20 protein-coding genes are annotated in these 22,964 nt (G+C 72.2%); 10 read left to right on the forward strand and 10 right to left on the reverse strand.

What is annotated here, in order from left to right:
• Positions 1-205 precede the first annotated feature (205 nt).
• A complete protein-coding gene (locus tag BS75_RS47650) occupies positions 206-373 on the forward strand; it encodes a hypothetical protein (protein WP_231607647.1) in 168 nt (55 codons plus the stop codon).
• Positions 374-427: 54 nt separating this feature from the next.
• Here the strand turns inward: BS75_RS47650 and BS75_RS01400 are convergent, their stop codons facing one another.
• From BS75_RS01400 to BS75_RS01415, 3 genes are all read right to left on the reverse strand, one after another.
• Positions 428-1,768, reverse strand: a complete 1,341-nt coding sequence (locus tag BS75_RS01400) for a hypothetical protein (RefSeq protein ID WP_152646186.1) — start codon at positions 1,766-1,768, stop codon at positions 428-430.
• A 231-nt stretch (positions 1,769-1,999) separates the two neighbouring features.
• The gene (locus BS75_RS01405; RefSeq protein ID WP_052069094.1) at positions 2,000-3,274 is read right to left on the reverse strand and encodes a hypothetical protein; all 1,275 of its coding nucleotides are present in this window, start codon (positions 3,272-3,274) and stop codon (positions 2,000-2,002) included.
• Complete coding sequence (locus tag BS75_RS01415; RefSeq protein WP_034086872.1) at positions 3,271-3,792, reverse strand: SigE family RNA polymerase sigma factor; 522 nt, start codon at positions 3,790-3,792, stop codon at positions 3,271-3,273. Before BS75_RS01415 ends, BS75_RS01405 begins: the two co-directional genes overlap by 4 nt.
• A gap of 331 nt (positions 3,793-4,123) precedes the next feature.
• Between BS75_RS01415 and BS75_RS01420 the strand changes: the two genes are divergently transcribed.
• Positions 4,124-5,773, forward strand: coding sequence for an XRE family transcriptional regulator (locus BS75_RS01420; RefSeq protein WP_160312304.1), 1,650 nt, complete (start codon positions 4,124-4,126; stop codon positions 5,771-5,773).
• 221 nt (positions 5,774-5,994) lie between these two features.
• Here the strand turns inward: BS75_RS01420 and BS75_RS01425 are convergent, their stop codons facing one another.
• From BS75_RS01425 to BS75_RS01435, 3 genes are all read right to left on the reverse strand, one after another.
• Entirely contained in the window at positions 5,995-6,714 is a 720-nt protein-coding gene (locus BS75_RS01425) for an alpha/beta fold hydrolase (protein ID WP_034086873.1), read from the reverse strand.
• Between the two features lie 172 nt (positions 6,715-6,886).
• Positions 6,887-8,197, reverse strand: a complete 1,311-nt coding sequence (locus tag BS75_RS45850) for an MFS transporter (RefSeq protein WP_081982041.1) — start codon at positions 8,195-8,197, stop codon at positions 6,887-6,889.
• Between the two features lie 74 nt (positions 8,198-8,271).
• A complete protein-coding gene (locus tag BS75_RS01435; protein WP_042440024.1) occupies positions 8,272-9,846 on the reverse strand; it encodes a sulfatase family protein in 1,575 nt (524 codons plus the stop codon).
• A gap of 167 nt (positions 9,847-10,013) precedes the next feature.
• Here BS75_RS01435 and BS75_RS01440 point away from each other — a divergent pair, with 167 nt between their 5' ends.
• Entirely contained in the window at positions 10,014-11,801 is a 1,788-nt protein-coding gene (locus BS75_RS01440; protein ID WP_034086874.1) for a sulfatase, read from the forward strand.
• Between the two features lie 46 nt (positions 11,802-11,847).
• On the opposite strand, the gene BS75_RS01445 is transcribed toward BS75_RS01440, so the two are convergent.
• Together BS75_RS01445 and BS75_RS01450 are read right to left on the reverse strand one after the other, a co-directional pair.
• Positions 11,848-12,444: a PadR family transcriptional regulator gene (locus BS75_RS01445; RefSeq protein WP_034086875.1), complete on the reverse strand. Its 597-nt coding sequence runs from the start codon at positions 12,442-12,444 to the stop codon at positions 11,848-11,850.
• Positions 12,445-12,492: 48 nt separating this feature from the next.
• Positions 12,493-13,473: a formylglycine-generating enzyme family protein gene (locus tag BS75_RS01450; RefSeq protein ID WP_081982042.1), complete on the reverse strand. Its 981-nt coding sequence runs from the start codon at positions 13,471-13,473 to the stop codon at positions 12,493-12,495.
• Between the two features lie 188 nt (positions 13,474-13,661).
• On the opposite strand from BS75_RS01450, the gene BS75_RS01455 reads away from it, so the two are divergent.
• From BS75_RS01455 to BS75_RS01470, 4 genes are all read left to right on the forward strand, one after another.
• Positions 13,662-14,891 carry a PP2C family protein-serine/threonine phosphatase gene (locus BS75_RS01455; RefSeq protein WP_063771573.1) on the forward strand — a complete coding sequence of 410 codons (1,230 nt, stop codon included), beginning with the start codon at positions 13,662-13,664 and terminating at the stop codon, positions 14,889-14,891.
• Between the two features lie 29 nt (positions 14,892-14,920).
• Entirely contained in the window at positions 14,921-15,706 is a 786-nt protein-coding gene (locus tag BS75_RS01460; protein ID WP_034086876.1) for a GNAT family N-acetyltransferase, read from the forward strand.
• Positions 15,707-15,873: 167 nt separating this feature from the next.
• The gene (locus BS75_RS01465) at positions 15,874-16,584 is read left to right on the forward strand and encodes a Type 1 glutamine amidotransferase-like domain-containing protein (RefSeq protein ID WP_152646185.1); all 711 of its coding nucleotides are present in this window, start codon (positions 15,874-15,876) and stop codon (positions 16,582-16,584) included.
• 245 nt (positions 16,585-16,829) lie between these two features.
• Positions 16,830-18,038, forward strand: coding sequence for an AI-2E family transporter (locus BS75_RS01470; RefSeq protein ID WP_408022510.1), 1,209 nt, complete (start codon positions 16,830-16,832; stop codon positions 18,036-18,038).
• 330 nt (positions 18,039-18,368) lie between these two features.
• Here the strand turns inward: BS75_RS01470 and BS75_RS01475 are convergent, their stop codons facing one another.
• Positions 18,369-19,199 (reverse strand): SDR family oxidoreductase, encoded by an 831-nt coding sequence (locus BS75_RS01475; RefSeq protein WP_042440022.1) that lies wholly within the window; start codon positions 19,197-19,199, stop codon positions 18,369-18,371.
• A 176-nt stretch (positions 19,200-19,375) separates the two neighbouring features.
• Complete coding sequence (locus BS75_RS01480; protein ID WP_034086877.1) at positions 19,376-19,987, reverse strand: PadR family transcriptional regulator; 612 nt, start codon at positions 19,985-19,987, stop codon at positions 19,376-19,378.
• Between the two features lie 90 nt (positions 19,988-20,077).
• On the opposite strand from BS75_RS01480, the gene BS75_RS01485 reads away from it, so the two are divergent.
• Genes BS75_RS01485 through BS75_RS01495 form a run of 3 tightly spaced genes read left to right on the forward strand, consistent with a single transcriptional unit; the run spans position 20,078 to position 22,892 of the window.
• Complete coding sequence (locus BS75_RS01485; protein ID WP_034086878.1) at positions 20,078-21,226, forward strand: LLM class flavin-dependent oxidoreductase; 1,149 nt, start codon at positions 20,078-20,080, stop codon at positions 21,224-21,226.
• On the forward strand, positions 21,223-21,954 hold the full coding sequence (locus tag BS75_RS01490; RefSeq protein ID WP_034086879.1) for an SDR family NAD(P)-dependent oxidoreductase: 732 nt from the start codon (positions 21,223-21,225) through the stop codon (positions 21,952-21,954). The genes BS75_RS01485 and BS75_RS01490 overlap by 4 nt, the downstream gene beginning before the upstream one ends.
• Complete coding sequence (locus BS75_RS01495; RefSeq protein WP_034086880.1) at positions 21,951-22,892, forward strand: alpha/beta hydrolase; 942 nt, start codon at positions 21,951-21,953, stop codon at positions 22,890-22,892. The genes BS75_RS01490 and BS75_RS01495 overlap by 4 nt, the downstream gene beginning before the upstream one ends.
• Positions 22,893-22,964 lie beyond the last annotated feature (72 nt).

Consider the following 22,964-nt stretch of genomic DNA (forward strand, 5'->3'; position numbering starts at 1 on the left):
CGCACGTCAATACACCCACCGGCCAGGCCCGGTCCCGTACTTGCGGCCCCGTGGGGACGGCACCACCGGAGGAGGCCGGCCGGCGCGGCGCGGCTCGTCGGCGTGCCGGTCATCGGCGCCCGCGGCCCGCCCCCTCGGAGCCGCATCCCACTGCGACATCACTTCGGCAGGCATCCGCGCCGCTCAGGGGCGCACCCATCCCAAGATGTCGGCATCACTGCGGCGCAGCCCCCTCCCGACCGCGGCGGCGGTCGGACAGCCCGCGTACGTCACCACTGCGGTGGCCGACATCCTCGGCACCTCGCCTCGTTCGTTCCGCCAGTGGGCCGCCGACCACGCCGCCGCGTTCACGGAGAGCCCGGCGGGCTCGTAGCCCCGTCGAGCCGCGTCGGGGGCGGAAGAACGGGTGAATGCCCAGCACCGCACGTCAGTTGCAGGTTCCGCTGCCGCTGTAGCAGGGGTCCCCGCCGTAGGGCGCGACATACGAGGGCGTCGGCGTCGGCGTCGGCGTGGGACCCGGCTGGGTGACGTACTCGCTGGTGATCTTGATCGTGATCACGTGGTCATGGCTCTTGTAGGCCGTTTCGGCCAGTGCTGCCAGCGAGGGAACCTGCAGGTCACGAAAGGCGACTGTGCTCGGAACCGATCCCGGCGCAGCCGAGGGTGCGCCGTCTGCGCCGTCGGGGACCTCCGGCAAGAGGAGAGCGGGGAGGGCCGGGCCGGCCGAGACCTCCGTCGTCAGGGCGAGGTCGTTGTCACTCCGCCCCGCGTTGAGCACCTCGCCACCGCCGCTGCTGTTCAGATCCCAGCCGTCCTGGGTCAGGGCGCGGGCGACCAGTGTGCTCTCCTTCGCCGGGTCGCCGTCGAAAGCGCCGACCAGGACGACGACGCGCTGACAGGTGATGGGCTTGTACCTGGGCTGTTCACCGAATTCGTCGACGGTGTCGTCGGTCCCGCAGTAGTCGTCGACCATGGTTCCCGCGTTGTCGATCGACGGTACGGCGGAGTGGAGTCGGCTGAGCGAGGCATTGATCGACGCCTCGGCGCCGCTGTCGGCCCGGACCACGGCCGACGAGGCGGCGAACCCCTTCACGTCCGGCGGCGACGGGTTGTACTCGTCGTAGATACTGACGCAGAACCAGAGCCCGAGCAGGCCCGTCACGAGGGTGCCGACGATGACGGCCACCCCGCAGCCGTACTGCCGATCGTGCGTCCGATCGGCCCGCAGATCGATCCGAGAGGCGCCTTGCGGAGCGGCCCGGACGGCCGTGGCGACCAACAGCACGGCCCCGAGCAGGAACTCCCAGCCCGGGCCGCCGTCCAGCACGCGGCCGACAACGCCGCCGTCGAACATCAAGCCCATCGCGGCACAGGTCAACGCTGCCAACAGACTGGGCAGCACCCCCCACAGCTGCCCACGGCGCAGGAGCAGCGTCCCGAAGGCGCCGGCGGCGGCGGGAATCAGCATCACCGTGCCGAACACGGCGAACGGCCCCGCCTCGGCCCCGAACACCAGCAGATCCGTCACCACCGCGACCGAGACCGACTTGGACACCAGGGTCAGCCAGAACCACGAGCGCGACGGCGCGGGCAGGCTCGATCCGGTGCCCGCCAGGTAGCAGCCGGACAGGATGGCGACGGCGAGCGTGAGTACCAGTCCTCCGCCCGTCGGACCGCTCCCGCCGCCCGCGAGCAGTCGCCACAGCGGCACGGCGGCCACCAGTACCGCGGCCCCGATCGCGCTCTGCGTTCTCCATGACGACGTCATGCCCTGTACCCCCGGCGGTTCGGCGCGGTCGGACCCGACCCCGTCACTGAACTACTCAGTGATCATCGCCTGTTGACAGAGGCATCGCCTGAGTACCCGTACTCAGTTCCCCGCACGGCCGGACCGCCGGATCCCCCTCTCACGGCGGGCACCGCACCGGGTGTGAGCGAGCGCACCGCCACCGGGTTCGGCCGTGCGGCTCGACCGGTGGCGGTACGGCGGGCGGTCGGGTCAGCCCTGCCAGAGCGGACTGGTCACCATGGACCGCAGCTGATCCATCGTCAGCAGCAGCGGGGAACCGCCACCGAAGCCGCTCTCGCTCACGATGATGCGCAGGCCGTCCGGGCGCAGCAGGAGCGCCTGGGGTCCGTCGGACATCGGGTCCGTCGGATGGACCGCCTGGGTCAGGACCAGCCTGGATCCGTCGGAGAGCGTCTGTGCGCCCGCGTTGATCCCGGCGAAGGCCGCGCTGGTTCCGGAGCTCCACTGCTCGACCGCGACGTTGAGCCAGACGCGTCGGCTCCCCGCGGAGACGATCACCTGCCCGAACCCCCGGTCATCGGTGTTCGTGCCGATGGTGGCGTGGAATCCCGCCGGAAGCGCCTTGGCGATCGTCGCGTCGATCTCCGAGCGCCAGGGATTGGGGCCGTTGTCCCGGCTGGTGACGCCGGGGCCCGACGGCTGCACGGCCGCGACGGCCGGGGTCCACGACGCACTGGTGACGATCGACTCCACCTCGGCCTCGCTGAGGGGTGGTTCGGAACGGGTGGGCCGCGCCAGACCGAGGAGCGGGTCGCCGGAGCTCGTGGGCACGGTTGCGTTCATCTCCGTGAGCTCCACCTGGTACCCGTCCGGAGTGCTGTAGTAGCCGCTCCAGAGTTTCACCCCCTTGGCCGTGCTGAGCAGGAAATCGCCCTTCCTCAGCTCGAAGCGGTTGCCGTCGGCGAGGTCGGTGGCCGAGCACTGCTGTGCCTGGTCCGGGTCCAGCGCCCAGGCCGCACAGGTGACGCCCGGGGCGTCCGAGGCCCACGGCGTCGTGTAGCGCAGCAGTTCGAGGGTGATGGCGGCGGCTCCGTGCCCGTCGTTGAAGTCCAACTCGACCTGTGGTGGCTCCCCACCCGCCCCGGTGCCGCGGCTCTGGACGTCGGTCACCGTTCCGGGTGGCAGCAGGCGTTCCAGGTTCTTCAGCAACTGCGGGCCGGACTCCGGCTCGGCCCGCACGGCAACTGTCGGCGCAGGTGTCGGCGCGGTCGTGTCCGCCGGCTGCTTGCTGCCGCCGTGCGAGGCGCTCGGTGCTACGGCACGGTCGGCGTCCGCATCGACCAGCACCGCCGTGCCGACCATGGCACCGGCGACCACCAGCGCTGACGCCGATACCGCGATGCGCCGCCGACTGCGCGACCTCCGCCCCCTGGCGACGAGCTCGTCGGTGGTGGGCCCGACCGGGCGCTCGGCCCCGCGCAACGCCACGGTGAGCAGGTCACGCATTCCCTCGTCGTCGTTCATGCATCCTCCTTCTGCAAGTGAGCGGCCGCCAGTGGCACGGCGGAGCGCATCGTCGCGATCCCCCGCGAGGCGTGGCTGCGTACCGTTCCGGGACGCATGTTCAGTGCCTCCGCCGTGGCTTCCACTGTCAGGTCCTCCCAGTAGCGCAGGACGAGCACGGCGCGCTGTTTGACGGGGAGCCCGGCGAGGGCCGTCAGGACGGCCTGGGTCAGCTCGGACCCAGGATCCGGCGCCCCGGCGACGCGGGCGGGGCGCTCGGGGAGGTCCGCGTGCGGAGTCTCCCGCCGCCACATTCTGCGGCGCGAGGCGATGAACACGCTCATCAGCGTGCGCCGCGTGTAGGCCTCGACATTGTCGATCCGCTCCAGCCGCCGCCAGGCCATGACGACCTTCAGCAGCGTCGACTGGACCAGGTCGTCCGCCTCGTGGCGGTCCCCGCACAGCAGAAAGGCACTGCGGAACAGCCGATCCCGCCCGCCCTCGATGAATGCGTGCAATTCACCGTCGTCCTCCTTCATCCCCCGCCCCTTCCATCTGCGGCCTGCACCCCTATAAGAGCGTCGACCAGGGTGGAGTGTTGCAGTCGCGGAGGAGCGGAGGAGCGGAGCGTGCCGGCCGCCGCTGACCGTCCGGGAGGTCGAACTCCTCGCGTGGAAAACGGTCGTGGGCTCGCTGAACCGCGCAGCGGACCTCATAGGCTGGGCCGGTCGGCCCCTACGGGGTCGCGATATCGCGCAGCGGATGCGGGAGGGGCGTTGTCGTCGTGTGTCCGGTGGCCGCCACGGCCAGGCGCAGCTGCGCGTGGCTCCGCTGCCGCCGATCCGCCTTCTCACAATGGAGCACATCAGGGTGGCTGAGGACGAAGAGCGAGCGGCAACCACGTTCGCCGGCCGGCTGCGCCGGTTTCGGCAGCGGGCAGGAATGACACTGGAGGGGCTGGCGAGCGCCTCGGGGGTCAGCGTGCGCACCATCGGCGGGCTGGAGCGCGGTCATATCCTCGGGCCGCAGCGGCGCACGGTGACCGCGCTGGCCGACGGCCTCGGGTTGGACGAGCCGCATCGGGAGGCCCTGGAGCAGCTGGCGGAGGCGGGGCGTCCGCGCCCGGTCACGGCTCCGGCCGGGTGGTGCGTGCCGCCGCGGCCCGTGGCCGAGTTCACCGGACGCGGGCCGCAATTGGCCCAGCTCGCGGCACTGGCCGGCTCCGGGCGCACGGCCTCGGTCGTGGTGCTGTCCGGACCGGGCGGGATCGGCAAGACGACGCTGGCGGTGGAGGCGGGTCGCCGGCTGGCGGACGAGCGCGGCCTCGGGCTGCTCCATCTCGACCTGCGCGGCATGGACCCGGAGCCGCTGGACCCGGGTGCGGCCCTGTTCCGTCTGCTCAAGGCGCTCGGCGTCGGCAACCGGGACATACCCGATGAACTGGACGCCAGGTCGGGTCAGTTGCGCGCGCTGCTCCAGCAGCGGCCGGCGATCGTGGTGCTGGACAACGCCCTCGACGAGCAGCAGGTCCGGCCGCTGCTGCCGGGGACGGGAGCCTCGTTCGTGCTGGTGACCAGTCGCAGGCTGCTGACCGGCCTCCAGGGGGTCGAGCGGCTGGCGGTGCCGGTGCTGGAGGCCCCGGAGGCGCTCGAACTGCTGAGGGCGATCAGCGGTGATGTGGACGGCCCACGCGGTGAGGGCCTGCCGGAGCTGGCCGCGCTGTGCGGCGGGCTGCCGCTGGCCCTGCGGATCATCGGCAACCGGCTGGCCACCAGGCCGGGCTGGAACGCTCGCGAGTTCGCGAAGCGGTTGGCCGACTCGGAGCGGCGGTTGGAGCGGATCAACGCCGGCGACCTGAAGATCACTGTGGCCTTCGGCATGTCGTACGACCAGTTGAGCGCTGCGGCACGCAGGCTGTGCCGCAGGCTGGCGCTGGTACCGGGGCCCGACTTCGCCGCACCGCTGGCCTCGGTGCTGATCGGCTCGTCGGTGGACGAAGCCGAGGATCTGCTGGACGAGTTGCACGAGTTGGGGCTGCTGTCCCAGCGCGGCGACGGACGCTACGGCTTCCACGACCTGATCCGGCTGTTCGCCGGGGACCGGCTCGCGGCCGAGGAGGAGCCCTCGGCCCTGGAGACGCCGACCAGGGCGATGACCGACTGGCTGCTCCGGGCCACCGTTGCGGCCGGTCGCTGGTTCGAGCCCGACTACGGTGCCGCCCCGACGGACGGGCAGCTCTCGGTCGATCTGCCGACCCGGGACGCCGCCGGCAGCTGGCTGCAGACCGAGGCGGACAACTGGTTCGGCGCACTGCACATCGCCGCCACCCACCGATGGGACCGCCAGGTCGTCGAGACCACCGAGGCACTGCACCACTTCTCGGACCGCTGGCTCCAGTGGGCGCACTGGTACGAGCTCTTCGCGCTGGGCGCCGCGGCCGCCGAGCGGCTGGACGACGCCGTGGCACAGGCGAAGCAGTTGACCTACGCGTCACGGGCGCAGGCGCAGCGTCGGGAATAGGCGGTGGCGAGGCTCGCCCTGGCCCGGTCGCGATTTCTCGAACTGGACGCGCCGGAACAGGTCGCCCAGGTCGACCGGCTGCTGGCGGAATGGCGCGACCGCCGGTAGCCGAGCCACGGCCCGGGCCAGGGCCGGTCGGGAACGGGGGTGCATGTTCCCGACCGGCTACGGAAGACGGGGGTCACGGACTGCCCGCCTCCTGGTGGCGGGCGGGTCGTGGGTCAGACCTTGGCGAGCGCGGCCTTGATGAACTCGGCGGTGCGTACGGGTCGCGCGACGAAGGCGATGTGCGATCCGTCGATCTCCTCGGTGGTCGCCGCCATCCGCTGGGCCATGAAGCGCTGGGCCTCGGGGGCGACGGCGTTGTCGTGCCGGGAGACCAGGTACCAGCAGGGGACGGTCCTCCAGCCGGCCGCGGTCGCGTTCTCGCTGAACGCGACTGCGGCGAGCGGCCGTTGGGTGGCGCCCAGGACCCGGGCCAGATCGACGGGCACGTCGGCGCAGAAGGTCTCGCGGAAGTGCTCGCGGTCGACGTACAGGTCGGGGCCGCCGACGGCGCCGGGTGCGTCGTAGGGGGTCGGGCGCACCGAGTCGGCCAGCAGGGTGGCCGGGAAGGGCGCCTGCACGGACCCGCAGCTCTCGCCCTCGTCGAGGCTGAACGCGGCGAGGTAGACCAGGCCCACGACGTTGTCGAGGCCGGCCGAGGCCTGGGTGATCACCGCGCCGCCGTACGAGTGGCCCACCAGCACCACCGGTCCATCGATCGCGGACGTCACGGCGCCTACCGCGGCCGCGTCGTGGGCCAGACCGCGCAGCGGGTTCGGCGGTGCGACCACGCGGTACCCCGCGACGGTCAGCTCGCGGATCACGCCCGAGAAGCCCGAGGCGTCGGCGAACGCCCCGTGGACCAGGACGACGGTGGGTTTGGTCGGATCAGACATCGAGAAGTCTCCTTCGCGGTGGTGACGACGGTGAGCACGATCGACCACGGCGCAAGCCCGCCCCGGGCCGATGCGGCCGTCGGGACCGTGGGCGCTGCGCTTGGCCCGGCCCTCAGTCAACCGTCGGCGCGAGGGGATCACCAGGAAATCCGACGTGCAGGAGTACGGCGGGTCAGTCCTCGGCGGCTTCGAGGGCGGCGGACTCCCGGGCGTAGGGCCGGTACAGGGTGGTCATGAAGAGCCCGTTGGCGAGGCAGAGGACCACCACCAGCCACAGCACCGCGGCGCGCAGCCCGATGGCGTCGCTGAGGTAGCCGACCACGAGGGTGTTGAGCGCCCAGCCCGCCGACTCGGCCGACAGCATCAGCGCGAACGCGGCGCTGCGCAGTTCGGGTCGGGTCACCGCCATCAGGATCGGGCGGTTGGCGCCCGGATTGAACCCCTGGAACAGGCCCAGCGCGGCGAAGAAGGCGATGTAGATCCCGATCGACGGCCAGCTGACCTGGGTGCCCAGCAGGGCGGCGACGGCCCAGGCGAGGGTTGCGGCCTGCCACGTCACCAGCCGTCCGGTGCCCGGCCATCGGCGCTGCGCCCGGTCCACCACGATGCCGCCGAGCACCGTGCCGAGCAGGTAGGCCAACGCGGCCGGCGCGGTCACCAGCGAGGCCTCGGCGTTGCTGAAGTGGAAGACGTCGACCAGATAGACCACCCCGAAGCTGAGCAGCGTGAACTGACTGTTCGTCAACCTCTGGACCAGGATCAGCTGGCGGGTGCGGATGCCCAGCAGCTCGCGCAGCACCGCCCCGGTCAGCCGGTCCGACGGCGCGAGAGTCCGCGCAGGCGGCTGCGCCCGGTCGGCAGCCCCGACCCCCGGGTCCCGGAAGAAGAGCAGGACCAGCACGCCGAACACGACGGTGACCGCGCCGGAGACGAAGAACCCGTAGCGCCAGCCGTCGTGGACCCGGGAGAGCTGGCCCAGGAGCGGGCCGACGACCGCCAGGCCCACGGCGGCACCGCCGTAGAGGTACCCCGAGGCCCGACCCCGGGTGGCGTCCTCGAACAGGTCGGCGAGGATGCCGTTGACCAGCGGTCCGCCCCCGGCGAAGCCGGCGGCCGCGATGGTGAACAGGACCACCAGCTGGGTCCAGTTCTGGGCCAGGCCCGTCGCGATGCTCCAACCGCCCCACAGTCCCGAGGAGATCACCAGGACCGCCTTGCGGTTGGTGCGCTGGGCCAGCGCCGCCCAGGCCGGGCCGGTCACCATGCCGGCCAGCTTCGAGGCGGCGACCAGCACCCCGAGTGCGGACAGCGGTACGCCCAGGGCGGTCCGCAGGGCCGGGAAGAGCACCGTGGCGACGCTGCCCTCGGTACCGTCCATACTGGTCAGTCCGCTGAGCAGGGCGAGTTGACGCCACCGCCCCGGTTGTCCCGCCGGGGCGGTGGGGGCCTGCGGGCTTGCCACGGCGAGGGGCTCCGCCGACATCTGGTCTCCATACGTGTTCAGGGCCGGCTCATCCGGTTGGGTGGTTCTTGCGGTGCCCGGCAGATGCGGGACGGTCAGCTCCGCTGTCCGCCGTGCGTGGCGCGTTCCTGCAGCAGCTGCTGCCAGCGGCCGAGGAGTCGGGGCGTCTGAGGGACCTCGGGCGTGTGCCAGGAGACCGGGACGGTCAGGGCGGCGAGCCGCTCCTCCAGGTCCTGGGCCAGGTGGCTCCGCCCGGTGTCGCGCAGGTGCTGCGCGTACCGGACCGGGTCGTTGTAGTGGGTGGGCCCGGTCTGCAGGGTCGTCTGCATCGGGTCGGGCAGACAGCCGGGCCTGCCCGCGTACCGGTGCCACCACTCGGACAGGTGGGAGCGCATCCGCGCGGCCAACTCGGGTTGGCTGTCGAGCAGATCACGGGTCAGGTAGGGGTCGCCGGTGACGTCGAAGAGCTGTTCCCACTCGGCACGGAAGCATCCGGGGTGGTAGGTGCGGATGTAGAGGTGGTCACGGGTGCGCACGGCGCGCTGGTAGGTGTGGGCGCCGTGGCCCAGCACCAGGTACTCCCGCGACTCGGTCTCCTCGCCGCGGACGGCCCGGGCGAAGGACTCGCCCTGCCAGCCGGCCGGGACGCTCAGGCCGAGCAGGTCGCAGAGAGTCGGGGCGAGGTCGATGTTGTAGAGCAGGGCGTCGTTGCGTCTGGCCTGTTCGGGCAGGTCGTCGGTGACGCCGGGCCAGTACACGACCAACGGGAGCCGGTGGGTGGGTTCGTTGGCCAGGCCGTGCTCGGCGTAGGAGCCCAGCTCGCCGAAGGACTCGCCGTGGTCGGCGCTGACGATCACGGCGGTGTCCTGCGCGATGCCCAACTCCTCCAGGGTGGCCATCAGCAGGCCGAAGTGGTGGTCCCAGTAGCTGATCGCGCCGTCGAAGCCGTTGATCAGGTGCTCGAAGTCGGCGCGGGAGCGGATGGCGTCGGGCATGTTGTGCGGCACCGGTGAGCGGCCGGGTCCGGTGAGGGAGTAGTGCAGGTCCAGCGCGCTGCGCGGCCCGTACACCTCGGCGTGCGCCTCGATGGTCTCCTCGTCCGGCCAGGCCTGCACCGGCCCGGAGGCCGCCATCCGCTCGGTCCACTCCGCCGGCTGGGTGTAGTCGGTGTGCGGTTCCCAGTAGGTCAGGTGCAGGTACCAGTCGTCCTGCTCGGCGTGCCGGCGGAGCCAGTCGATGGCCACCCGGTTGACGTCCTGGGCCTCCTCGTCGCCGAAGCGGTCGGTGGCCCGGATGCTCTCGCGGAAGTTGCCGTGGAAGAAGTACGCCCGGTGGCGCTCGGCGAAGACCGAGACCGCCGCGGTGTAGTAGCCGCCCCAGCCCAGGCGCTGACCGAGCAGCGGACGGTCGGGCTCGGGGCCGTGCCCGGCGTCCAGACGGAACTGCGCGGCCTGGCCGAAGTGCCCGATGACGCCGTTGGTGATGCCGAACTGCCCGCTGGTCAGCGCGGTGCGGGAGGGCAGGCAGGGAGAGTCGGAGCAGTAGTAGCGGTCGAAGGTGACCGACTTGTCCGCCAGCGCCTGCAGGTTCGGGGTGGTCGGCCGGTGGTAGCCGTAAGGGGTGGTGTGGTCGGCGCGAAGGGTGTCCACATCGACGTAGATGATACGCAAGGCGTCCTCGCTGATATGTACTGACGAACCTAAGGTGGATGCCCAGGCTGCTCGACCCATCGACAGGCGTCAAGGTAGGAGGCGGGCTTTGTCACACGAACTTCATGAATCTTGACTACCGCACTCCCGCGTATATCGTCGTGCGTACATATCGAGGAGGGCGCCGCATGAAGGCCGTCATGGTCATGTTCGACACTCTGAACCGGCGGTTCCTGCCGCCCTACGGCGCGGACTGGGTCCACGCGCCGAACTTCACCCGGCTCGCCGAGCGCACCGTCGCCTTCGACAACTGCTACGCCGGGAGCATGCCCTGCATGCCGGCCCGCCGGGAGCTGCACACCGGCCGCTACAACTTCCTGCACCGCAGTTGGGGCCCGCTGGAACCGTTCGACGACTCGGTGCCCGAGCTGCTGAAGAACAACGGCGTCCACACCCATCTGACCACCGACCACCAGCACTACTGGGAGGACGGCGGGGCCACCTACCACGGCCGCTTCAGCACCTTCGAGTTCTTCCGCGGCCAGGAGGGGGACGCCTGGAAGGGGCAGGTCGCCGACCCCGAGATCCCCGACAGCCTCAAGGCCCTCCGGATGGACAGCTGGCGGCAGGACTGGGTCAACCGCGCCCACCTCGCGGACGAGGCCGACCACCCGCAGACCCGCACCTTCGACGCCGGCCTGGAGTTCCTGCACACCAACCACTCCGAGGACGGCTGGTTCCTGCAGATCGAGACCTTCGACCCGCACGAGCCCTTCTTCAGCTACGCCCGGCACAAGGAGCTCTACCCGCACGACTACACCGGCCCGCACTTCGACTGGCCCGACTACAAGCAGGTCCTGGAGACCCCCGAGCAGGTCGAACACGGACGCCTGGAGTACGCGGCCCTGCTGTCCATGTGCGACGCCTCCCTGGGCCGCGTCCTGGACGCCATGGACGAACTCCGGCTGTGGGACGACACCCTGCTGATCGTCAACACCGACCACGGCCTGCTGCTCGGCGAGCACGGCTGGTGGGGGAAGAACGTCCAGCCCTGGTACGACGAGACCATCCACACCCCGCTGTTCGTCTGGGACCCGCGCAGCGCCCGGCAGGGCGAGCGCCGCGCCTCACTGGTGCAGACGATCGACCTGGGTCCCACCCTGCTGGAGTACTTCGGCGTCGACCGCACTCCGGACATGCAGGGCCGGCCCCTGCGCGACACCGTCGCCACCGACGCGCCGGTGCGCGAGGCCGGGCTCTTCGGCGCCTTCGGCGGGCATGTGAGCGTGACCGACGGCCGCTACGTCTACATGCGCGCCTGCGCCGAGCCGGCCAACGGCCCGCTGTCCGAGCACACCCTGATGCCCACCCACATGCGCGGCCGGTTCCGCCCCGAGGAGCTGCGCGGCGCGGAACTGGCGCCGCCGTTCAGCTTCACCAAGGGCGTTCCGCTGCTCAAGGTGCCGGGACACGCCATGTCCAGCCCCTACGCCTTCGGCACCCTGCTGTTCGACCTGGCGGCCGACCCCGGGCAGGAGCACCCGCTCGTCGACGACGAGCTGGAGCTGCGGATGGCCGAACTGCTGACCCGGGAACTGCGCGCGGCCGACGCCCCCGACGAGCAGTACCAGCGCCTCGGCCTCCCCCGCAGCGGTCCGGTGACCGGTGAGCACCTGCTGGCCCGCCGTCAGCAGCCACAGGCGATCGCCGCCCGCCGGCCCGCACCGCGCCCCGAGGACTACCCGGCCGGCCCGGTCAGCGTCCACGTCCCGCTGCGCGAACTGCTGGCGGACCCGGCGGCCGAGGCGGTGCTGCGCCGCCACCTGGCCGGCCTGCTCGACGGCCCCTTCGTCACCATCGCCGCCGGGCTCTCGCTCCTGCAGGTCGCCGCCTTCGCCGTCGGTCTGCTGCCCCGCCAGCGGCTGGACGCCCTGGCGGCCGACCTCGCCACGGTCGCCGCCGACCGGAGCGCCTGACGCCGTGCGGCGCCCCCTGGCCGGGACTGCGGTCAGGGGGCGCCGGTCAGGAGGTGCCGGTCAGCGGGGTGCCGGTCAGCGGGGTGCGGCCTGCCTGGAGGCGCTGCAGCGTGAGCTTCAGCCAGGCGATGTACGCCGCCGTCGACGCGAAGCCCTGCTCGTGGGCGGTGAGATGGATCTCCCTCGCCCAGGCCGGATCGAGCTCCGGGATCTGCGGGTCGTAGCCGGCGACGCCGGCCAACGCCCCGTTCTCGCTGACGTTCCTGAGGCGGTACTCCAGCTCGGTGCGCACGATGTCGATCGCGATGTCGCGGCCGAGCTGCCCCGCGAAGATGAACCTCAGCATGAAATCCGGGTCCATCGGGCGCGACGCCGGCTCGTACGGGGAACGGGCCCACGCCAGCAGCGCCTCGTGGCCGGTCCCGGTGAGCCGGTAGACCTTCGCGTCCGGACGCCCCTCGCGCGGGTCGACCTCGAAGACGACCCACCCCCGCTCGACCATCTTCGCGAGGGTGCGGTAGATCTGCGGCAGCTGCACCCCGTACCCGATGAACCGTCCCGGCCCCTCCATCCAGCGACGCAGGTCGTATCCGGAGAACCGCCCCAGGGACAGGACGCCGAGGATCACGTAGTCGAGTTGCATTCCGCGCTTCCTATGTACCCGAGCAGTTAACAGGCCCCCAGGCTGACCTCACCCGGCAGCGCTGTCAAGATCCGCCGCGCAGCGGAAGCCGGTGTTGCCGCCGGAGGCGTCGACGTCGTTGGCGGTACGGGCGGCCACCCGGTACCGGTTGCAGTAGGAGCTGTGGCACAGGTAGGAGCCGCCGCGGATCACCTTGGCGGTCCCGGACGCCGGGCCGCTCGGGTTCGCGCCGGGACTCCTGTCGTGCTGGGTGGTCCACCAGTCGGCGCACCACTCCCAGACGTTGCCGGACACGTTGTACAGGCCGAAGCCGTTGGGCTCGAAGGCGTCCACCGGCGCGGTGCCCCGGTAGCCGTCGGCGGCCGTGTTCCTGGCCGGGAACGATCCGCGCCAGATGTTGCAGCGGTAGTCGCCGTCCGGGTCCAGCTCGTCGCCCCACGGGTAGCGGCGCTGCTCCAGGCCGCCACGGGCCGCGTACTCCCACTCCGCCTCGGTGGGCAGGCGTTTGCCCGCCCACCGCGCGTACGCGGCGGCGTCGTTCCACGAGACGTGCGCCACCGGGTGGTCCTCGCGGCCCGCCGTCCCGCTGCCCGGCCCCTCCGGACGGGCCCAGTGCGCGCCGCCGACCCCGCACCACCACGGCGTGCGGGCCGGGCGGGGCGAGGCGCGCCGCAGCGCGGCCGGCAGGAACCCCGCGAACACGTAGGACCAGCCGATCCGCTCGGCATCGGTGACATGGCCCGTGGCGGAGACGAACCGCGCGAAGCGGTCGTTGCTGACCGCGTGCGCGTCGATCCGGAAGGAGTCCAGCCGTACGGCGCGCACCGGGCCTTCGCCGTCGGCCGCGAAGCCCTCCGCGTCATCCGTTCCCATCAGGAACTCCCCGCCCGGCACCGTCACCATGCCGGTCGGGTCGGGACCGGCGGCCCGGCGCCCCGGCCAGACCGCGGGCACCGCCGGGACCGCCGCGCCGCGGCCGGACGGAAGGCAGCAGCCCGGCCGGCCGCCCCCACTGTCGCCGGTATCCATCGCAGACTCCTCCCGGTCGGGTCGACTGACCTGCATCCTATATGCCACCGTACATAGTAACCACGGACCGTCCGGGGTCCCGGCGAGGTGCGTCCGGCGCGTTCGCCCCGGCACGCCTGCGGTACCTCCGAGCGACTGGCTCCGCTCCCCGACTCGTGGCCCACCCTGCGCAGGTACACAGTAGGGATATGGGCCTTCGGCAGCGCATCGCTGACCTCGGGCAGCCACGGTCATCGGCCCGGGCGCTGTTGCTGCTGCCGCTCGTGCTCATCGCGGCGATCACCGCCGCCGACATCCTGTCCCCGATCCAGGCGCACCTGGGGCCGCTGCTGGTCATCGCCCCGACCATCACGGCTTCGTTCGCCGGGCCGCGGTGGACCGCCACGATGGGGGCCCTGGCCGTAGCGGCCCAGGCCTTCATCGGTGTCCACTTCGGCGTGCTGCTCACCGACACCGTGATCGTCCAGGTCATCGTGCTGGCCCTGCTCTCGGCCCTCGTCGTGGTCTTCAGCCTCGTACGCGAACAGGGCCGGCGGGAGCTGCTGCAGGTGCGGACCGTGTCCGAAGCCGCACAGAAAGCACTCCTGGGGCCGTTCCCCACCCGGATAGGCCCCCTGCGCTTCGCCGCCCTGTACCTGGCCGCCGAGGACGAGGCCCAGATCGGCGGGGACCTGTACGCCGTGGCGCCCGTCGACCACGCCGTACGGATCATCATCGGCGACGTCCGGGGCAAGGGCCTCCAAGCCATCGGGGAGTCCGGATTCCTGCTCGGCGCCTTCCGCCAGGCATCCCGCCAAAGCCTCACCCTCGACATCCTCGCCGCTGCTCTCGACCAGAGCGTCGCCCAGTACCTGAGCGACCTGAGCGGCCTGGTCGACTCCCCGGACGACATCGCCGAGCACTTCGTCACCGCGATGCTGCTGGAGATCCCCGACGAGGGCGACATGGTCCGGATGACCGACTGCGGTCATCCCCCGCCGCTGCTGATCAGCGCGGGCCGCCTCACGCCCGTGGCCGGCTCGGACCCGGCACCACCACTGGGACTGGGCGCGATGGGAGCAGGCGGCCAGCCCCTCGACACCTTCCGCTTCGGCCCCGGCGACATGATCCTCCTGTACACCGACGGGGTCGTCGAGGCGCGCGACCACCAGGGGGCCTTCTACCCCCTGGCAGAGCGCGTGGCCCAGTGGGTCACGCACACCCCAGAGGTGCTGCTCCGGCACCTGCGGGAAGACCTGCTCGCCCATGCCGGCGGACGCCTGGACGACGACGCGGCCGTCGTCGCCGTGCAGTACGCGGGTGCGCCGGAAATCCTCCGGGACGCCCTCCGCCAGGACGCCGCCACGCAGAATTGTCGGATGCACGTGGTGATCGACAGCGCGGAGGAGGAGTCCGGTTCCACCGGCGGCGGCGCTTAATCACTTGACCCGGTCCGTACGGTGTCCGAATGAAGGACATGCTGATCGACGAACTCCGCACCGCCTACGACGCCCAACTCCGTGGTGTCACCCCGCCCGGCGGCAACGCCCGCATCGAGCACGACGGCCCGTTGACCCGTGTGGTCGGCTGGCACCGCGGCTTCGTCACGGGCCCGCGCGACCTCGGCGTGCACGGGGAGGAACTCGACACGCTCATCGCCCGGCAGCGTGACTTCTACGCTGCCCGTGGCGAGGCGGTCGAGTGGAAGACCCGCGCCCACGATCTCCCCGCCGACCTCACTGACCGACTCGCCACCGCCGGCTTCGTCGCCGAGGACAGCGAGACCGTGCTCATCGGCCAGTCCGCGGACCTCGCGGCCGACCCGGTCCTGCCCGACGGTGTGACCCTCCGCCGTGTCACCGCCACGTCGGACCTCCGGCGCATCGCCGCCATGGAGAGCACCGTCTGGGGCGAGGACTGGAGCTGGCTGGGCGACGACCTGGCCGCCCGGATCGAGAACGCCCCCGACGACACCGTCATCCTCGTCGCCGAGGCAGGCACCGAAGTCGTCTGCGCCGCCTGGTTGGTGTTCAAGGACGGCGCCGACTTCGGCGGTCTCTGGGGCGGCTCGACGCTCAAGGAATGGCGCGGACAGGGCATCTACCGGGCCATGGTCGCCCACCGGGCCCAACTCGCCGTTGCCCGCGGTGTCCGCTACCTCTACGTCGACGCCTCGGTCGACAGCGCCCCGATCCTCACCAGGCTGGGCCTGCACGCGGTCACCACGACGACACCGTACGTCTGGACGCCCTGACCTCGGCCGTCCTTCGGCGGCAGGGCATCGCGGGTGTCCATCGGGGTTCGCACCGTCAGCGCGAGGTTCTTCGTGCTGACGGGCACCATGGAGGTGTCCGCTTGCAGTCTGTTGATCATGTCCTCTAGGTTCGGGCCCATGCGCGAAGTCGTCCTGGGGGGCATGTGGTGACCGGCTCGCTGTTCCTGTCCGGGGGCGGCGGTGCCGAGGACTCGCTCCTGCTGGACTCCGCGTTCGCTTCAGCCGTGGGCTCCGGACCGTTGTGGTACTGGCCCGTCGCGATGGATCCGACCGGAGTCGACTACACCGCCTGTCTGGATTGGGTGACCGGTGTGTTCGCGCCCCTCGGAGTGGACGAGATCCACATGTGGGACGGCGCGGACGGCGAGCCGGCCGCACGCCTCGCGGAGTTCCGCGGGGTGTACATCGGTGGCGGCAACACCTTCCGTCTGCTGGCGGTCCTTCGACGCCACGGCCTCCCACCTGCACTGCAGCGCTTCGTGGAGAACGGCGGAGCCGTCTACGGAGGAAGCGCGGGCGCGGCGGTGCTGGGTGCCGACATCACGACGGTCGCGCACCTCGATGTGGACTCCTGCCACACGACCGACCCTCGCGGCCTCGACCTGTTGGCGGGTCACGGGGTGTTCGTACACCACCGCCGGCAGGACGCGCCACGTGCGCAGGACTGGGCGAGGAGGAACGGCCGACCCGTCGTGGCCCTGGACGAGCGCGCCGGAGCAGTGCTCACGGACGGGCGGTTGACCGCCGTCGGATTCGAACCGGTGTACCTGATCGAAAATCAGGTACGGAGCCTGCAGCCGGGCGAGAGCGTCGTACTGCCACTCACGACGCCGGGCTCCCCTGCTCCGGTGGGGTGACCAGTCCCAGCTCGTACGCCTTGATCACCAGGTGCACCCGGTGGCAGCGGTCCGGCGCCGGGACGTCTGATGCGGGGCTTCGGCCGACGCCCCGGCGGGTGCTGCCGTTCGGGTGAGGACGGGCCCCGCACGGCGCTGCGGTGCCGCCCGCGGGCTCCCGAGGAGCCAGGATCGCCTCCGTACCCCGCAGTTTCGACGGTGCTGCCGACCGTGCCCATGGCGCCCCAGGCGGAAGGGAAGGGCTCGTGGGCAGCGGAACCGGCCCCGACGAGGCCTCGGCACGGCCGAACCGGTCCCGGGTCCGCGGGGCGATCGTCCGCAGCGGGGCCCGCACCGCGCCGGTTCGGCTGCTGATTCGCAGGGCCGTTCCGCGCCCTGGCGGCAGCGGGCGCGACCGCCCGGTGGTCCCGCCGCTGCTCCGGTCGGCGGCCGGCTACGCCTGGCGGCTGCTGGTGGTCGCGGGCGCCGCCTACGCGGGCTTCCTGCTGGTGGAACGGCTGGAGCTGATCGCCATCGCGGTGTTCGTGGCACTGGTGGTCACCTCCGTGCTGCGGCCGGTGGCGGATCGGCTGGCGCACGCGGTCCCCAGGAAGCTGGCCGTGCTGGCGGTCATCCTGGGTGCGCTGCTGCTGGTGGGCGGTCTGCTGTCGCTGATCGGCGAGGCGGTCGCAGCCCAGGCGCCGACACTGCGGGGGGAGTTCAGCAGCGGACTGGGACGGGTGGAGCGCTGGCTGGAGCGGCCGCCGTTCCATGTCGGCCCGGCGGCCCTGTCGGGTCTGCAGAAGAGCCTCGGCAACTACCTCTCCACCCATCGCGCCACCGTGGTCAGCACGGCCGTCAACGGTGCCGGGCGGGTGGTGGAGGTGGCCACCGGGGGTGCCCTGGCCCTGTTCTGTTCGGTGTTCTTCATCCACTCGGGCGACCGGATGTGGCACTGGGTCGCGCAGCAGACGCCCGGCGGAGCCCCGGTCCGGCTGGAGCGCGCGGCGAAGGCGGCCTGGCAGGCCTTCGCCGGCTACACCCGCGGGATCTTCATCGTGGCCGCCAGCAACGCGGTGATGGTCGGCGTCTCCCTGTACCTGTTGCGCGTCCCGCTCGCCCTGCCGCTGACGCTGCTGGAGTTCTTCGCCACCTTCGTCCCGCTGGTCGGCTCGCCGGTCGCGATGGCGGTCGCCGCGGTGGTGGGGCTCGCGGCGCGCGGCCCGGTGACCGCCGCGATCGTGCTGGTGCTGATCGTGGTCATCGGGCAGGTCGAGGGCCATGTGCTGCAGCCGCTGGTGATGGGCTGGGCGGTCCGGCTGCACCCGGTGGTGGTGGCGCTGTCGGTCCTCGCCGGCGGCATCCTCGCCGGGATTCCCGGCGCCGTCGTCGCCGTCCCCGTCGTCTCGGTGGCCTGGGCCGTCGTCCGTGAGCTGCGGACCGCGCCGCCCGCCGAGCGGGGGGCGGGACGGTAGCCACGCCGGGCAGGCGGGGGTCGGCGCCGGCACCGGGGCCGGCACTTCCCCAGCAAGGAGATCCTGCTGGAGGCCGTACTGGTGCAGCACATCGACGACCAGGCGGACGCCGCCCGGCGATGGGCGGCCGCCGCCGAGCCGGTCGCGGCGCTGTTCGGCTTCCTCCTGGACGTGGTCGCGGCGTCCCACCGGCGCAAGCACACCTGCGACGCCCTGACCACGGAGAAGAGTTGGCCGCACCCGACCCTGGCCGCCTCCTCGCGACGGTTCCGCCAGGCACTCGACGAACTGCGGGGCGACCTGCCGCCAGCGGGCACATCGCCGCCCCGGTTACGGGTGCTGACTGCTGACCGACACCACTTCGCCGGTCATGTAGGAGGAGTAGCCGCTGGCCAGGAAGACGATCACGTTGGCCACCTCCCAGGGCTCCGCGTAGCGGCCGAAGGCCTCGCCCGCGGTGAGCTCCGCCAGCAGCTCGGGGGTGGTGACCTTCACCAGGTGCGGGTGCATGGCCAGGCTCGGGGAGACGGCGTTGACCCGCACCCCGAACTCGGCGGCCTCGATCGCGGCGCAGCGGGTCAGCGCCATCACCCCGGCCTTGGCCGCGGCGTAGTGGGACTGCCCGGCCTGGGCCCGCCAGCCCACCACCGAGGCGTTGTTGACGATGACCCCGCCCTGACCCGTCGCCCGGAAGCGGCGCAGCGCGGCGCGGGTGCAGCGCATGGTGCCGGTGAGGGTGACGTCCAGCACCTTGTCCCACTGGGCGTCGTCCATCTCCACCAGTCGGGCGGTGCCACCGAGGCCGGCGTTGTTGACCAGGATGTCCAGCCGCCCGTGCCGCTCCTCGGCCAGCGCGAGCAGCGCCCCGACCTGCTGCTCGTCGGTGACGTCGCAGGGGGCGCCGGTGACCCTGGCCGAACCGAACTCCTCGGTCAGGGCCTCGACGGTCTCCTTGAGCCGGCGGGCGTGGGCGTCGCCGAGGACGACGTCGGCGCCCTCCTCCAGGAAGCGCCGGGCGGTCGCGCCGCCGATCCCGGCCCCGGCGGCGGCCGTGATCACGGCGCTGCGGCCGGCCAGCAGCCCGTGGCCGGGCAGGTACTCGGGCGCGGACGCGGTTGCGGGCGCGGAGGCAGTGGCAGGCACGGAGGCCGGAGTGGTCATGGGCGGGTCTCCCAGGACGGGCCGAGCACCCGCTCGGCGGCGATGGTGCGCCGGAGGCCGTCATCTGCCGCTCCCGGCGCAGGCGTTCGGCCTGTCGGCGACCGACCCCCCGCACGGTAACCCACCAAGCACTTGTTAGGGAGACCACCGGCGTGGTCGCCGCGGCCGCCGGACCGCTACCCGTCCTCGCCGCGCTCGCGCCAGACCTGTTCCAGGTCCTCCAGCATGCCCTCGGCCAGGTCCCGCTCGGCCTGGTAGTAGCGCTCGGCCCACTTCAGGGTGACCGCCGGGTAGACCCACTCCTGATGGTCCCGGGCGGCCTTGATGTCCACCTCGGCCCGACGCCGCATCTCCTCCGCGTACTCGCGGTGCTGCGCCAGCACCCCGCGCATCTGCGCCGGCTCCTGCAGGTGCCCGAGCCACAGCCGCAGCATCGGACCGTGCTTGAGCACCATCGGCTCCACCGGGGCCTCCCGTGCCCAACCGCGCAGGGCGACCGAGCCCGCCTCGGTGATGGCGTAGATCCGCTTGGAGCGCGAGCCCGTGCCCTGGTCGACGATCCGCGAGACCGCCAGGCCGGCCGCCTCCAACCGCTTGAGCTCCCCGTAGATCTGACTGAACGAGGGACTCCAGAAGAAGAAGCCCATGCTCCGGTCGGCCCACTTCTTCAGGTCGTAACCGGAGAGCTCGCGCCCGAAGGAGAGCAGACCGAGCACCGCCCAGCTGGTCACCGGCAGGTTCGGCCGCCCGTCGACCGGGGACTCCTCGGCACCTCGCGCGTCAGCCACGGCCGAAGTCTACGTCCGGCCGCTCCGTCCCTTCCCTTCCCCAGGTATGCCTGTTAGGTATATGTCTAATCGAAATACGGGAGGTTCACCGTGAAGTTCTCGATGATCTTCGAGGCCCAACTCGCCGACCCCACACCCGAACGCGAGCACCAGGTCATCCGCGACTGCGTCGACCAGGCCGTCCGCGCCGAGGAGGTGGGCTTCGACCGGATCTGGGCGGTCGAGCACCACTCGCTCACCCGCTACGCGCACATGAGCGCCTCCGAGATCTTCCTGACCTGGGTCGCCGCCCGCACCAGCCGCATCCGGATCGGCCACGGCGTGGTCACCGTGCCCTTCGGCTACCAGCACCCGGTCCGGGTCGCCGAGCGCGCCGCCATGCTGGACGTGCTCTCCGGCGGGCGGGTCGACCTCGGCGCCGGACGCGGCGCCACCCGCCAGGAGATGTCCATGTACGGGGTCAGCCCCGAGGACACCTACCCGCAGCTGGAGGAGGCGCTGCGGATCGTCGGCCGGGCGTGGCGGAAGGAGGAGTTCGAGTGGCACGGCAGCATCGACATCGGTCCCGGCGCGATCCTGCCCCGCCCGGTGCAGACCCCGCACCCGCCCCTCTTCATGGCCTGCAGCAAGCACGACACCCTGCGCACCGCCGCCGAGTACGGCGTCGGCGCGCTGGTGCTGGGCTTCGCCGGGGCCGAGGACGTCCGGCAGATGCGCAGGGTCTACGACGACGCCATCGCCGCCCGCACCGGCGAGCGCCTCGTCTCCACCGAGGTCAACGACCACTTCTCGGCCCTGTGCCCGACCGTCGTGCTCGACGACGCGGCCGAGGCCTACCGGATCGGCACGCGCGGTCAGCGCTTCTTCGCCGAGTCCATCGCCCACTGGTACGGCGACGGCCCGCTCCCCTCCGAGGACACCGAGGACGTCGACAACGCCGCCGAGATGACGCACCGCGCCGAGGACCTGGTCGCCAGGCTGCACGAGGCCGACATCCCGGTCCGTCCCCAGGAAACCGGCATCCTCAACACCGACCACGCCTACGGCGACGCCGACACCGCCATCGCCTACGTCGAGCGGCTGCGCGAGATCGGCGTGGACGAGGTCATGTGCCTGATCCAGATGGGCACCGTCCCGCAGGAGGCGTGCCTGGAGACCATCCGCCAGTGGGGCGAGAAGGTCATCCCGCACTTCCGCGCCGAGGAGCGGACGGCCACGGAGCAGGGGGCAGGCGCATGAGCCCGCTCGACGGCAGGGTGGCGGTGGTCACCGGTGCGGCGCGCGGCCAGGGAGCCGCCGAGGCGCGGATGCTGGCCGAGGCCGGCGCCCGGGTCGTCCTCACCGACGTGCTGGAGGAGGAGGGCCGGGCCGTCGCCGCCGGGATCGGCGAGGACGGCCTGTTCCTCCGGCACGACGTGACCGACTCCGCCCAGTGGGGCCGGGTGGTCGCCGAGGCCGTCGCCCGCTTCGGCCGGCTCGACGTCCTGGTCAACAACGCCGGCATCTGGCACGCCACGCCGATCGAGAGCGAGACCGAGGCCGCCCTCGACCGGCTGCTGCGGGTCAACCTGCACGGGCCCTTCCTCGGCATCCAGGCCGTCGTGCCGGCCATGCGCGCGGTCGGCGGCGGATCGGTGGTGAACATCTCCTCGGTCGCCGGGATCGTCGGCATCAGGGGCCACACCGCCTACGGATCCAGCAAGTTCGCCCTCCGCGGCCTCACCAGGTCGGCGGCCCTGGACCTGGCGGAGGACCGGATCAGGGTCAACTCCGTCCACCCCGGCGTCATCGACACCCCCATGGTCGCCGGGGCGATCGGGGCCGGGGGCGGTTGGCAGCACATCCCGCTCTCCCGGCCCGGGGCCTCCGACGAGGTCGCCGCCATGGTGCTCTTCCTCGCCTCGGACGCGTCCAGCTACGTCACCGGGGCGGAGTTCGTCGTGGACGGGGGGATGACCGCCAGGTGAACGCCGCCGACCCGCTCTCCGCCGAGGTCCGGGCGCTCGTCGACGCCATGGCGGAGGTCTTCCCCGACCCTGGGCGCGCCCCGCTCACGGCCGAGGCGCTGCGCGCCGCCTCGCGCGCGGGGGTCGGCCGACCGACCCGCCGACTGCCGCTGGTCGAGGACCGCGTGATCCACGGCGACCCGGCCCGGCCCGGTTCTCCCCCCGTCCCGGTGCGGATCTACCACCCGGAGGGCGCGGTCGACGGCGGCCCGGCGGTGGTGTTCCTGCACGGCGGCGGCTGGGTGCTGTGCGACCTGGACACCCATGACGGCCTCTGCCGTGAGCTGGCCGCCCGCACCGGGGCGGCCGTCGTCGGCGTCGACTACCGCCGGGCGCCGGAACACCCCTTCCCCGCCGCCCTGCTGGACGCCTACGCGGTCCTCTGCTGGGCCGCTCGGCGGAGTGCGCGCGTCGCCCTCGCCGGTGACAGCGCGGGCGGCAACCTGGCCGCTGCCGCCGCACTGATGTCGCTGGACCGGGGCGGCCCGCGGATCGCCGCGCAGCTGCTGCTGTACCCGGTGCTCGACCACCGGCTCGACCGACCGTCCGCCACCGCCTACGCGACCGGCTTCTTCCACACCACCGCCCATATGCGCTGGTACTGGCGGCAGTACCTCGGCGCCGACGGTGACGGCGCGGACCCCTACGCCTCCCCCGGCCTGGCCGCCGACCTGTCCGGCCTGCCCCCGGCCTACCTGCTGCTGCCGGAGTGCGACCCGCTGCACGACGAGGGCCGCGCCTACGCCGCACGGCTCGCGGATGCCGGCGTCCCGGTCGAACTCAGCGTCGCCGCGGGGATGTTCCACGGCTTCCTGGGGCTGCGCGGAATCCTTCCCGAGGCGGACGAGGCGCTGGCCGCCGCCGCGTCCTGGCTGCGGGAGGCACTCGGCCGGCCGTGACCGGGTCGGGCCGGGTGGGCCGGGTGGGCCGACTTTTCGTACCGGAACTCCGACACGCCGAGGGGCGCTCAC

Origin of the sequence: Streptacidiphilus albus JL83 (assembly GCF_000744705.1) — a bacterium.
Taxonomy (GTDB): domain Bacteria; phylum Actinomycetota; class Actinomycetes; order Streptomycetales; family Streptomycetaceae; genus Streptacidiphilus; species Streptacidiphilus albus.